Origin of the sequence: Sphingobium sp. (assembly GCF_035511395.1) — a bacterium.
Taxonomy (GTDB): Bacteria; Pseudomonadota; Alphaproteobacteria; order Sphingomonadales; family Sphingomonadaceae; genus Sphingobium.
On sequence record NZ_DATKFP010000124.1, the window covers coordinates 1 to 12,323 of the forward strand.

Genomic DNA, 12,323 nt, shown 5'->3' on the forward strand with positions numbered 1-12,323 from the left:
GCTGTCGATCGGGGTTGTTCCGTTCGGACACGATTACAGGCACATTCAAACCACGCGTCGCCAAAAGGGTGAGCACATTGATCTTCGTCAGGAAGGATATGACGACGTCGAACTTCCCGACGAGAGTACGACGAAGGGCCCAGCAGCGGCGCGCGGCCGTCATCCATGCCGCCGCCCCTTTCCCTGCCGTCGGCAGGGAAAGGCGGATGAGCGAGACACGAGGGTCGATCGGATGGAATATCGGATCGTCCGGCCGATCGAAGGTCACGATCGTGACGTCCCAGCCGCGCGCCAGAGCAGCATCGGAAAGCTTGCTGATAACCCGTTCGGCACCGCCCGCGCTCAAACCCGCCAGGACGAAGGCGACCTTCATGCCATATGCTCCGTTGGTGAAAGATTTGCGAGCAGCGAAGCGATAATATCCTCGCTCAGTTGATCGAAAGAGTGGATGACCAGATGCGGCCGATGCGCATCGCTGGGCGCCGTCCGGCCGTGAACCGCTTGGGGTCGGTCGATCTGGACCGTTGCCCAGCCCAGCGCGCGCGGCGTCAGAAAATCCTTGGCCGGATTGTCGGCGACATAGATGAAGCGGGTCGACCGCGCGGCATGAGCCGCCTGCACGGCTTCATAAGCGCGCCGGTGTGGCTTCCAATAGTCCCGCCCCCAGTCGTCGGTGCAGATGATCGGGTCCAGCCCGAAACCGGGCAAGCCAAGCGCATCGACCTTGGCATGTTGCGCAATGCTGAAGCCGTCGCTGATCAGCGCGAAGCCATAGTCGTGCCCGGCCTTCAGGAAGGCCAGCGCATCGGGCGCAAGTCGAATATCGGGCGCATGCGCGCGATAGACCGACACCATCTGGCCGATGATCGACGGGTCGATGGGGGCGCCCAACTTGGCCAGGGCGGCATCGAACAATTTTCCATATTGCCTCGCGTCAACCAGACTGCGCGCGATTATCCCAAGCCCCTCCAGCCCCAGCGCCGACTGGGCCCAGCGATCCACAGCCGCTATGCCGCTGCGGATATAGTCACGCTCAAGATAGAGCGTGTCGTCCATGTCGAACACGATGGTGACGGTCATGACGTGACGCTCATGGGAAGACGGTTATGGGGAAACGAAAATGGCGGCATCATAGCGCAACATCATGACCCCTTCGGTCCAGCTGTTGCCGGCGCTGCTCGGCATGCCCATCCGCGCTTCGATCAGCCATTGGGCGAAGGAGGCGCCGGCAGATTCGGCCAGCGGATAGCCGCCGCCGAACCGGGCATTGATCTCGAACAGCTTGGCACTGCCGTCGGGTGTGATGATCGCCTGATAGCAGAGCGCACCACGCGCGCCCGGCAGCGCGGCCGCCAGCTTCTCGGCCATGTCGAGCAATATGGACGGACGTCCAGTGACCCCCTTCTCCACTTCACCGGCGCGCACCTGCACGCGATGATGCGGCACGACCGATTGCAGAATGCCCCGATCATCGAAATAGAGATTGACGGTCCACTCCTCGCCCCGCAGCAATTCCTGCACGATCATTGGTTCAGGCACGGAAACAGGCAGTTCGTCCATATCATCGATCTTCAGGATCGACCGCCCAGCGCTGCCGCCCCGCGGCTTTATGATGGCAGGCCCGATCCATGTCTTGGGATCCATATCCTCCCAAGCTAAAGTGCGCGGTACAGGAACGCCATGTTCGTTCAGGAAACTGGCGGTCAGCAGCTTGTCGCGACAGATGGCGACAAGTTCCGGATCGCTCACCGAAATCCATGCGCCCAGTCCCGCAAACCGGGCGCGCGCATCTGCGAGCGGTTGCAATTCCGGATCGATCGTCGGCACGACCAGCCCCACCCCATGGTCACGGCAGATCGCCTCGATCGCAGGGACATAGTCCGGGTCATCGGCGCGCGGCACGCGGAACGACTTGTCGGCGAAGCGGCAGGCAGCGCTCCATTCGGGCTGGAGGTCGCAGGCGATTATCTGGAGGTCGACACCCAGATGTCCGGCCGCGCGACGAAAAGCGATCAGCAGTTCGACCCTGCGACCTGCCGAACAGAGCAGTATCGTCAGCCGCCTCCTCGTCGTCGACCGCGACTTGATCTCTCCCATCCGATCCCCCGTCATCTGATGCATCAGATTACCTCCCGGATTAGCACAAATGCCTCGGCAGCATAGCGATGGACGGTCGCGCCACGCAGCATGGCCAGCGCGCGCAGCGCCTCGGGCGACCGTTCGTTCGGAAAGACGCCGCATTGCGACTGGAAACAGGCGAAGGCGGCCAGCTTGCGTTCCAGCGTCTCATGAATGTCGATGAAGATGTTGGGCGCGAAGCCCGGCTCGATCTGCGGCGCAGCCCAGTTGGTTTCCGACAGCGTCTCATAGGCGTAGAGCCGAAGCGGATAGTGCCAGTCCCGCGGCCGGGCGGCGACCATGGCGGATCGGAAGATCAACTGATGGTCGAGATGGATGTCGCCCAGGAACGGCAGGAAGATCGTGTCGGGCTTCACCGCCTCGAACAACCGACCCATCGCGCCGTTCAGGTCGGCATGGGGCACCTGATCCAGTTCGGCGGCGGGCAGATCGAGGAAATGGGTCCGCGTGACGCCCAGCAATTCATGCGCGGCGAGCGCCTCGCGCCGCACGCGATCGGCGCCTTCCTGCGAATAGCGCGGCGCCCTGCCCCGCGTCGCGATCGCGACATGGACATCGCGCCCGGCGTCGGCGAGGCGCGCGATGACGCCGCCGCAGCCCAGCACCTCATCATCCGGATGTGGCGCGATCACCAGAGTCACACCAAAGTCGGCGATCCTGTCCGTCACGCCTGCCCCCCCAACATGCTGTGCAGCGCGGGCTTGCGTTCCCTCGCCGAGTCAAACTCCGTCACATGGAGCGCACGCCCGTCCCCGCAGCAGACGGCGAAACCCTGTTCGTCGCGCATGATCACCTGTCCGGGGCTGGCATGTTGCCGGTCGGCGCAGGCGCAGGCGCGCGCGGACCAGATGGTGATGCGATCCTCGCCCACGCCGGTGAATGCGCCTGGATAGGGTCGGCCGACCGCCCGCACCAGCCGCTCGATCGCCTCGGCCGGCTGGCGCCAGTCGATCCGCCCGTCATCGGGCCGGCGGCGCGTGGCATAGGTTGCGAGCTTCTCATCCTGCACCTTGACCGGCACGTCGCCCTGCAACAGGCGCGGCAGCAGGTCGCGCAGCATGGCGTCCAGCGCCGCCATATGCTTGGCGTAAAGTGTGGCGGCCGTCTCGTCGGGTGCGACGTGGAAATAATGCTGGGCCAGCAAGGGGCCGCTGTCGACGCCCTCATCGATCCAGAACAGGCTGGAGGCGGTGATCTTCTCATCCAGCAAGATAGTCCAGGGGATGACCGCGCGCCCCCGCAGTCGGGGCAGCGGCGCGGGATGATAGCCGACCACCCGGCCGCCCGCCGCCGCGCGAAAGTCCGGCCCGCATATTTGGGACCAGCCGATCACGAAGACGATGTCGGGGGCGATTGCCCTGACCTGATCGAGGAAGTCGGGCGCATTGCAGGCCGCGACCGGGATCAGTTCCGCCCCGCCCTGCGCCGCGACGGGTGCCAGATCGACGAAATCCGAATGGCGCGACGCCAGGTCCGGCGGCAATGTCCCGATCGCGGCTAGAGTCCAGCCCGGCGTATCGGCGATCGCCTGCGCCGCGACGCGCGTGCCTTCAACCGCGCCGATCAGCAACGCTCGCATACGCCCTCCGAATATGCATCTGGCTGATCCGTTCGCCCCCGAACACGGTCTCTACCGTCCGCAGCGCAATCCAGAGATCGCGGCCGAAGGAGCGATGCTCGACATACCAGAGGTCGAGCGCCAGCTTGTCGGCGTCGCTCAGCAGCGCATTGCCATTGACCTGCGCCCAGCCGGTCAGCCCAGGCCGCACGCTGCCACGCTGCCTGCCCTTTTCGCCCATGGCATCCACCGTGGCGGGCAGAAGCGGGCGCGGCCCGACGAAGCTCATCTCGCCACGCGCGATGTTCCACAGTTCGGGAAGCTCGTCGAGCCGGCTGCGGCGCAGCAGCCTGCCAAAGGCGGTCAGCCGCGCCTCATCAGCCAATGGCTGTCCATGCGCGTCGCGCAGGTCGCGCATCGAACGGAATTTGACGAGATCGAAGACTCGTCCGCCTAGCCCGGCCCGCCGTTGCCGGAACAGCACGGGGCGTCCAAGCGCAAGGGCCACCCCTCCCGCCAGCAGGAGCATGACCGGCAGCATGGGGATCAGGGCCAGCACGGCGAGCGTGCGCTCGACGGCAGGATAGTCGCCCAGCGCCCGACCTTCCGTCCGCCTTACGGGAGATGGAAGCGATGGACCGAGCAGACCCATTTCCGACAGCAACTGGCTGTTGACCTTCTCGACATGATAGTGGTCCTCCGCCAACCGACGCGACCGGGCGCCCATGGCGATGATCCGGTCGGGATTGGCCGCCAGCCGCGCCATCGCGCTCGCCAGTGCATCGGCGTCGCGGGGCGGTACGAGCAGGCCGTTCTCACCCAACAGGACGGTTTCCCGACATCCCGGCGTGTCGGTCGTGATGATCGGACGGCCGATCGCCATGGCTTCCAATATGGTCCGGGGCAGCCCCTCCCGATAAAAGGTCGGCAGTACGAACACGCTCGCCGCCGCCAGATGCGGCCGGACGTCGCGGGTGGCGCCGAGATAGTCGACGCCTTTCGCCTGCCATGTCGCCATTTCCTCGACACCAAAACCGGCCTTGCCCGGCTCCTGCGGCCCCAAAATCTGGAACCGCGTGTCCGGATATTGCTTGCGCACCATGGCCGCAGCCTCGACGAATTCGCCTATGCCCTTGTTGCGCATCAGGCGCGCGACCAGGAGAAAGGTCGGTGCCCCATCAGGAATTGGCTGCTGCGTGAACTGGTCGGTATCGATGCCCGAACCCGGCACCTGCACCGCGCGCTGCCGGGGCGAGAGGATGGCGTGGCGGCGCATTTCCGCCTCGTCATCGGCGTTGAAAACGAAAATTCCCGCCGCCCGCGCAATCGCCATACGATAGAAGACGGAAATCAGCGGCCGCAGGAAACGGCGCTTGCCGCTGGCTGGTTCATCGTCCGAATAGACATGGCCAAGGCCGCTCACCATCGCGAAGTAGCGGGCGCGCGGCGCGGCGATCCGTGCCGCCATGCCGCCATAGATGATCGGTTTCTGCGTATAGGCCAGGATCACGTCGGGCGCTTCGCTGCGGATTATTCGCCACATCGCCCACAGAGTGCCGACGTCGCGCAACGGATTCGTCCCGATCCGGTCCATCGGCACGCGGCGATAGGCAATGCCCATCCTTTCCAACTCGCCGGAGGTAACGGGGTCGTCATCGGGAGCGCAGGCAACCACCTCATGCCCCTCCGCCACCATCCGCCGCAGCAGCGCGCCGCGGAAATTGACAAGCGAATAGGCCAGGCTTGCGAGAACAAGCACCTTCATAGGCTGTGCGCTCCCGCCTCGCTCGCCAGCGCGCTGGCGCTGACCGACCCGCTGCCCTGCGTGGCGTGGCGAACAGCGCTGGCATAGAGGCGGCGATAGCGGACGGCAATGTCGTTGATGTCGAAATGAGCGACCGCCCGCGACCGGCCGGCCGCGCCCATCGCGCGCCGCCCTTCGTCGCCAAGGTCGACAAGCCCTGACAGCGCCGCCGCCATGGCTTGGACGTCGCGCGGCGGCACGCAGCGGCCGCCATCGCCCATCACCCAGCCGCTGTCGCCGACATCGGTAGCGACGCACGGCACGCCGCACGCCATCGCTTCGCCCAATATGTTGGGGAATGCCTCTCCCCAGGCGGACGACAACGCCACCATGTCGACGCCCGGCAGCCAGTCTGCGACATCTGCCCGTTCACCCGCGAAGGTGACGCTTTCGGACGGCAGGGATTCGCCGATCGCCTGCATCAGAGCGGCGCCGGGAGTATCCATGCCCGGCCCGACCAGCAGCAGCCGACAGTCGCGGCCGGACATTCGCAGCTTTCCGACCGTCCGCGCCAGCATGGCATGGTCCTTCATCGGATGATTGCGCGCGACCATCGCGACGATCGGGCGCCTGTCCTCAATGCCGAACAGGCTGCGGAGCCGATCGCCCGCATGGACATCGGGGCGATAGCGGACCAGGTCGAAACCGTTGGGAATGTGGATCGCGCGCGATCCGTCGAAGCCGAAGGCGGCATGTTCCTTCGCTGCGGTCCGCGAATTATAGATGATGCCGTCGACATTGCGCGACAGGCGCGCGCTCAGCGACAGGACCGCGCGGCTGCTCCACTTCTCAACCTTTGGGTCTGCCAGCGAATGGCGGACGTTCCAGAGCAGCGGCACCCTGCGTTTGACGGCGAGTTGCGCCATGCTGGCTGCCACATTGCCATGATACATCCATCCCTGGAGCAGGTCGGGCTGGAGCATCCCGGTGATCCGCAGGAGTCGGAGTATGCCCAGCGGACCCGGATAGCCCCGCGCCATGCCGAGCGTATAGGTGGGACAGCCGCTCTGGCGCAGCCGATGCGTAAAGCTGCCGGGCGGCATGAGCGACAGCACCGCAGGGCGGACGCCGTTGCGCTTGGCGGCAGTGGCTTCGACCAGCTTCACCAGCATCGATTGCGCACCACCGACGTCGAGACTGGTGGTGATGTGCTGCACGAGGCCGGGCATGGCGGATATGGCAGCGGGTGTAGGCGCATTCATATGGCGAGTGCCTCCCGATAGATTCTGGCAATCTTGTTCACATGGGTTTCGACGCTGAACTTCTGTAGCGCCTCCTGCCGCGCGCGATGCGCGATGGTCGTGGCCATCCGGGGATCCTCGATGACCCCCAGCACATGCGCGGCCAGGTCTTCCGGATCATCGGGCCGGGCGAGAAGTCCCGTCCCCCGGTTCCGGATCGCCTCGATATTGCCACCCGATGCGGCGGCAACCACGGGCGTGCCGATCAGCATGGCCTCGATCAGGGTACGTCCGAACGGTTCTTCGACCGCAGGCACCAGCAGCACGTCGCTCGCCGCGAGCCATGGTTCCACCGGCTGGAGGAAGCCCATCATGCGCACGCAGTCGGCAACATCGAGATCCTGGATCTTCTGCCTGATCTTCGCATCGATGCCGGCTTCATGCTCGTCCCCGAACATCAGGCCGACGATGCGCCGGTCGGGTCTGGCGCGCCGCATCGCCGCGATCGTCTCGACGAAGACGAGCGGCCGCTTGCGCGTCGAAAAATGGCCGAGAAAGGAAATGATCACCGTATCCGGCGCAACGCCCAGCCGTTCCTCGATCGTGGATCGCGCTGCCTTACGGTCCACATGCGCAATCGAGGTATCGAACGGGCTATATGCGACGGTCGATTTGCCACGCGCGGACCAGAGGCCCTGTAGCGGCGACGCGAAATTCGACACGCATATGACGCGGTCGGCCACGATCGGCGCGAGGAAACGCAGCCCCGCCGCCCGGGGATTGCCGCGATGATGCCAGATATGGCGGGCGCCCGCGAGCCGCGCGGACATGCCCCAGGTCGCGTGCATGGCGCCTTCATTGGTATGGACGATGCGGATATTACGCGCGCGCAAAAAGGCGCGAATCCGAGCGATGTCGGCGGGCATCTGCGGCAGATCGCGCAACGACACACCGCCAGCCTGCCAATAATGATGGATCGGCGCGCGCTCAAAGGCGATGCCGGCGCTTGTCAGGAAATCAGGCAAGGGGCCGTCAAGGCTGTGCAGCAGCACTACCGGTTCGAACTGCGTGTGATGAAGCCCCTGAATGAGCTTCATCGCCGAGATATGGCTTCCGCCGATCAGGCCGCCGGCGAAGGGAAAGCAGACGCGGCATTTGTCCATGCTCGCGGGACGGACACGGACGCCCTCTTCCGACATCCGTGAAGGCGCCGGCTCGACCTGCGGAACAATGTGACTTTCTAGCTGTAGCATGTGGGAATCACGGCCCCCTAACCGTCTGCTGGGAAGGCATAGTCGTCACTCGGCAGGAGCACCGCCACAGCAACTACGGACACTATCCAAAGGGATGAGCGCAAAGCGACTCGATGCGAAGCGGTATCGACGAAATCACCGGCTGGCGCACAAGGCGTAGATCAACACCGCCCGAAATCACCGCCTTATAGTTAATAAATCATTTAGGGTTAGCTGCGGACAGAACGGATAGCCCCCCCTGTCCCTTCGGACGAAACCTGATGCCCGACTTAATGAGGCCCGGCTTCCTGTCTAACCTTGCCCCAGAACATCATCACGAAATGTCGCCAAGGATGAGGTCGCGCTGGGTTCAGTGCTCGAACTGCAAAGGGGGCCGAAAATGGCAGCAGCATTTCAATATCGTTTCTCGGCGCCAAGCCGGACATTGTTGATCTACGCGATCGACGGCCTGATCGCAGGTCTTTCCTTCATCTTCGCAATCAGCCTGCGGGTGGGTTCCACGCGCGCCGACGCCGCTCTGGCGGAACATCCATTGGCACTGCCTCTCTTCGTTGCGGTAGCGGTTGCAACCTTCGCCCTGATGCGGCTGCATCGGCGGGTCTGGCGCTATGCGTCGACCGGGGACATCTTCGTGGTGATGAAGGCGGCGACCGTTGCAATCGCCATCTTCTCCGGCCTGCTGCTCGCCATGGGCGGCGAATGGTGGTTGCCGCGGTCCATCCCCGTCATCCAGTGGCTGCTGCTCGTCGTGATGATGGGTGGCGCACGCATGACACGACGACTGGTCGGCGAATATTTTGCTGGCCGGTTCCATCCCCCTGCCCTTGCGGCCGATGCGCTCGATGCCGGTCGCCCGGCGCTGCTGTTCGGGTCCAGCGATGATATCGAGCAGCTCTTGCGCCAACTGGAACAGGAATCGCACGCCAGCTTCCGCCCGGTCGGCATCCTTGAGGAAACCGGCAAGCATGTCGGCGCCTGGCTACGCGGGGTGCCCATCGTCGGTCGTCCGGCCGACCTGGCCCAGATCGTTGGCCGGCTGAGCGCTGATAACAAGCGGCCCGCCTGCCTCATGTTCGCCGGCGCGGTGGAACGACTTCAGGGCATGGCGATGGTCGATCTGGTGTCGCAGGCCCAGATGCTCGATCTCGACATCGCCTATCGTCCCGGATTCACCGGCTTTTCGCCCGAACAGGGGGTCAAGCTCGACTTCCGCTTCCTCAACCTTGCCGATCTTCTGGGCCGCCCCCAAGCACCGCTCGACGGCAACGCCGTGGTCAGCATGATCGCTGGGCGCCGCGTGCTGATTACCGGCGCGGGAGGCACGATCGGCCGCGAACTGACGCGCCAGATCGCCGCCTTCGCCCCGGCCCATATGGTCCTGCTCGACGCCAATGAGTTCAACCTCTACGAAGTCGATCTGGAGATGCGGGAAAATCATCCGCAGATCGACCGTACGCCGGTTCTCTGTTCGATCCGCCAACGCAAGCAACTGATGCAGGTCTTTGCCGAGCAGCGCCCCGAACTGGTCTTCCACGCCGCTGCGCTGAAGCATGTGCCGCTGGTCGAGACCCATCCGGTCGCCGCGATCCAGACCAATGTGCTGGGTACGCGCAATGTCGCCGATGCCGCGCGCCGCTATGGCGCACGCGCCATGGTGCAGGTGTCGACCGACAAGGCGGTCAATCCGGTCGGCTTCATGGGCGTTACCAAGCGTCTGGGCGAACTTTACTGTCAGGCGCTGGATCTGGAAGGGCGCAATGACCCCGACGCGTCGCGCTTCATCACCGTCCGCTTCGGCAATGTGCTGGGGTCCAGCGGCTCGCTCATACCCCTTTTCCAGCGCCAGCTGAGCAAGGGCGGCCCGTTGACCGTCACCCATGAAGAGATAGAGCGCTTCTTCATGACCGTGCATGAAGCGGTGCAGCTCATCCTGCAAAGCGCCTCACGCGGGCTGCGCGACGGGGTCTGCCATGGCCGTATCTTCGTACTCGACATGGGCGAACCCATCCGCATCATCGAGATCGCGCGTCGCATGATCCGGCTCGCGGGCCTCGACCCGGATGTCGATGTCGGCATCGAGATTGTCGGGCTGCGGCCGGGCGAGAAGCTGTTCGAGGAACTGTTCGACACCGAAGAGGAACGGCTACCTTCGTCCATCCCCGGCGTGTTCGAGGCGGAACCCCAGCCGATCCCGATGCAGGCCCTGACCGAGGCGTTCGACATATTGGAGGAAGCGAGCAACGATTCCGACGATGACGCCTGCCGCTTCATCGCCAAGGATCTGCTCAATCGCAAGGCGACGCTCGTCCAGAGCCATGTCCCGATGACGAACCGCGCAAATGGTGCTGCCCATGTTCACGCCAATTGAACCCAGCCTGTCGACCGCGGCTGCGGCCCGGTTCGACCATCTCACCCCCTTGGCGAGCCCGTTGGCGTCCAACCATGCGAGCGAACCGATCCGGTCGCGCTGGCCGGTCTATGCGGAAGATGAGATCACCGCCGTCGCGGCCGTCCTGCGCAGCGGCCGGGTCAATGCGCTGCATCATGGCGACCAGACGCGTGCTTTCGAAAGCGCCTTTGCCGACCTGTGCCGCGCGCCGCACGCCATATCGGTCGCCAACGGGACGCTGGCGCTGGAATTGGCGCTACGCGCTCTCGGCGTCGGGCCGGGCGACGAGGTGATCGTTCCCGCGCGCAGCTTCATGGCCTCGGCCAGTTGCGTCGCGGCGATCGGCGCGACACCGGTCTTCGCCGATGTCGACCCCGACTCGCAGACGCTTAACGCCTGCACGATCGCGCAGGCGATCACGCCGAATACCAAGGCCGTGATCGTCGTCCATCTTGCCGGATGGCCCGCCCCCATGCACGAGATCATGGTACTCGCCCGATCGCAGGGGTTGCTGGTAATCGAGGATTGCGCGCAGGCGCATGGCGCGGCGCAGGACGGCGATCCGGTCGGGTCACTAGGCGACGCGGCCGCCTTTTCCTTCTGCACCGACAAGATCATCTCGACCGGCGGCGAAGGTGGCATGCTGGTCCTGCACGACAGGAAGGTGTGGGAACGGGCCTGGGCCTATAAGGATCATGGCAAGCTGCCCGAACCGGTCGACCAGAATGGCGCCCCCGGCACCTTCCGCTGGCTGCATGCCAGCCTGGGCAGCAATTATCGCGCGACCGAGATGCAGGCGACGCTCGGCCTGTGCCAGCTCGGCAAGCTCCCCGGCTGGATCGAGACGCGCCAGCGTAATGCCCGCATCCTGGACGCGGCACTGGCGAGTTTGCCTGCCGTGCGGCTGACCGTGCCGCCCGCAGACGTGAACCATGCCTATTATAAATATTATGCCTTCGTGCAGCCGGAAAGGCTCGCGCGCGGGTGGAATCGCGACCGCATCATCGGCGAATGCATCGTCGCCGGCGTACCCTGCGGTGCTGGCAGCTGCCCCGAAATCTATCGGGAACAAGCCTTTGTCGGTAGCCCTTCCGCACCATTGAACCGGCTGCCCGTTTCCTGGAGGCTGGGCGAAACCAGCCTGATGCTGCCGGTCGATCCGACGCTTGATGCCGGAACGGTCGAGCGGATGGGCATGATCGTCGCGTCGGTGATCGCCAACGCCACAGCCTGAAGAGTGACGAGACTGATGACCGGATCGCCCCTTCCGCGCCTGATCGTGATCGGCGCCGCCAAAGCCGCTACCACCTGGATCGCCCGACAGCTCCGTACACGATCCGATGTCTTCATGCCGGGGCCGGAGCCGCATTATTTCAGCCGCGATTTCGACAGGGGTGAAGACTGGTATCGGTCGCTATTCGTGGACGCCCGACCAGGCCAGCTGGTCGCGGAAAAATCGGCCGATTATCTCGCCCACCCGCAGGCGCCTGCGCGCATCGCCGCGATGGTCCCATCGGTCCAGTTGATTGCGCAGCTGCGCAATCCGGTCGAGCGGGCCTATTCCGATTATTGCATGCTATTTCGCCGGGGAACGGTGGATGGCGATGTCGCTCGCCACCTCCACCGCGCAACGGCAAGCGAACCGCGATTTCTGGAGGATGGCCTCTATGGCCGGCATGTCCGCCGTTTTCTTGACCATTTCCCGGGCGAGCAGCTGAAGATCATCCTGCATGAGGATATCAAGCGCGATCCGACCGGCGTGACGGCGGACGTGCTGCAAATTCTGGACCTGCCGCCCAATCCCGGCCCTTCGCATATCGAGGCGCGAGTCAATGACGGCGCCTCTCCGCTGGTCCCGCTGGCCCTGCGCCGCTTGCCTGCGCCGATCAAGCGGCTGGTCGCGCCCCTACGGGGCAACGCGATGTTCGAAGGCGCCCGAAACCTGATCGCGCGCCCGGTCCGCTATCCTCCCCTTCCCGACGATGTGCGGCGCTATCTG

At 64.8% G+C, this 12,323-nt stretch carries 11 protein-coding genes; 3 read left to right on the forward strand and 8 right to left on the reverse strand.

Annotation, left to right across the window (positions count from 1 at the left end; all coding sequences use genetic code 11):
• The 8 genes from VMR39_RS07955 to VMR39_RS07990 all read right to left on the reverse strand — a co-directional run.
• On the reverse strand, positions 1 to 373 hold a 373-nt coding region (locus VMR39_RS07955), incomplete at its 3' end, for a glycosyltransferase (RefSeq protein WP_325415437.1).
• The gene (locus tag VMR39_RS07960) at positions 370 to 1,080 is read right to left on the reverse strand and encodes an HAD family hydrolase (RefSeq protein ID WP_325415438.1); all 711 of its coding nucleotides are present in this window, start codon (positions 1,078 to 1,080) and stop codon (positions 370 to 372) included. The genes VMR39_RS07960 and VMR39_RS07955, both read right to left, overlap by 4 nt.
• A 24-nt stretch (positions 1,081 to 1,104) precedes the next feature.
• Entirely contained in the window at positions 1,105 to 2,121 is a 1,017-nt protein-coding gene (locus tag VMR39_RS07965; protein ID WP_325415439.1) for an ATP-grasp domain-containing protein, read from the reverse strand.
• Positions 2,121 to 2,807 (reverse strand): PIG-L deacetylase family protein, encoded by a 687-nt coding sequence (locus tag VMR39_RS07970; protein ID WP_325415440.1) that lies wholly within the window; start codon positions 2,805 to 2,807, stop codon positions 2,121 to 2,123. Before VMR39_RS07970 ends, VMR39_RS07965 begins: the two co-directional genes overlap by 1 nt.
• Positions 2,804 to 3,718, reverse strand: coding sequence for a formyltransferase family protein (locus tag VMR39_RS07975; protein ID WP_325415441.1), 915 nt, complete (start codon positions 3,716 to 3,718; stop codon positions 2,804 to 2,806). The genes VMR39_RS07970 and VMR39_RS07975 overlap by 4 nt, the downstream gene beginning before the upstream one ends.
• On the reverse strand, positions 3,690 to 5,462 hold the full coding sequence (locus VMR39_RS07980) for a sugar transferase (RefSeq protein ID WP_325415443.1): 1,773 nt from the start codon (positions 5,460 to 5,462) through the stop codon (positions 3,690 to 3,692). The genes VMR39_RS07975 and VMR39_RS07980 overlap by 29 nt, the downstream gene beginning before the upstream one ends.
• The gene (locus tag VMR39_RS07985) at positions 5,459 to 6,703 is read right to left on the reverse strand and encodes a glycosyltransferase (RefSeq protein ID WP_325415445.1); all 1,245 of its coding nucleotides are present in this window, start codon (positions 6,701 to 6,703) and stop codon (positions 5,459 to 5,461) included. Before VMR39_RS07985 ends, VMR39_RS07980 begins: the two co-directional genes overlap by 4 nt.
• Positions 6,700 to 7,881 (reverse strand): glycosyltransferase family 4 protein, encoded by a 1,182-nt coding sequence (locus VMR39_RS07990; protein WP_325415446.1) that lies wholly within the window; start codon positions 7,879 to 7,881, stop codon positions 6,700 to 6,702. Before VMR39_RS07990 ends, VMR39_RS07985 begins: the two co-directional genes overlap by 4 nt.
• 433 nt (positions 7,882 to 8,314) lie before the next feature.
• Between VMR39_RS07990 and VMR39_RS07995 the strand changes: the two genes are divergently transcribed.
• From VMR39_RS07995 to VMR39_RS08005, 3 genes are all read left to right on the forward strand, one after another.
• A complete protein-coding gene (locus VMR39_RS07995; protein ID WP_325415447.1) occupies positions 8,315 to 10,303 on the forward strand; it encodes a nucleoside-diphosphate sugar epimerase/dehydratase in 1,989 nt (662 codons plus the stop codon).
• Positions 10,287 to 11,558 carry a DegT/DnrJ/EryC1/StrS family aminotransferase gene (locus VMR39_RS08000; RefSeq protein WP_325415448.1) on the forward strand — a complete coding sequence of 424 codons (1,272 nt, stop codon included), beginning with the start codon at positions 10,287 to 10,289 and terminating at the stop codon, positions 11,556 to 11,558. The genes VMR39_RS07995 and VMR39_RS08000 overlap by 17 nt, the downstream gene beginning before the upstream one ends.
• Positions 11,559 to 11,573: 15 nt before the next feature.
• Positions 11,574 to 12,323: sulfotransferase (locus VMR39_RS08005; RefSeq protein ID WP_325415449.1), on the forward strand; the 750-nt coding region annotated here is incomplete at its 3' end.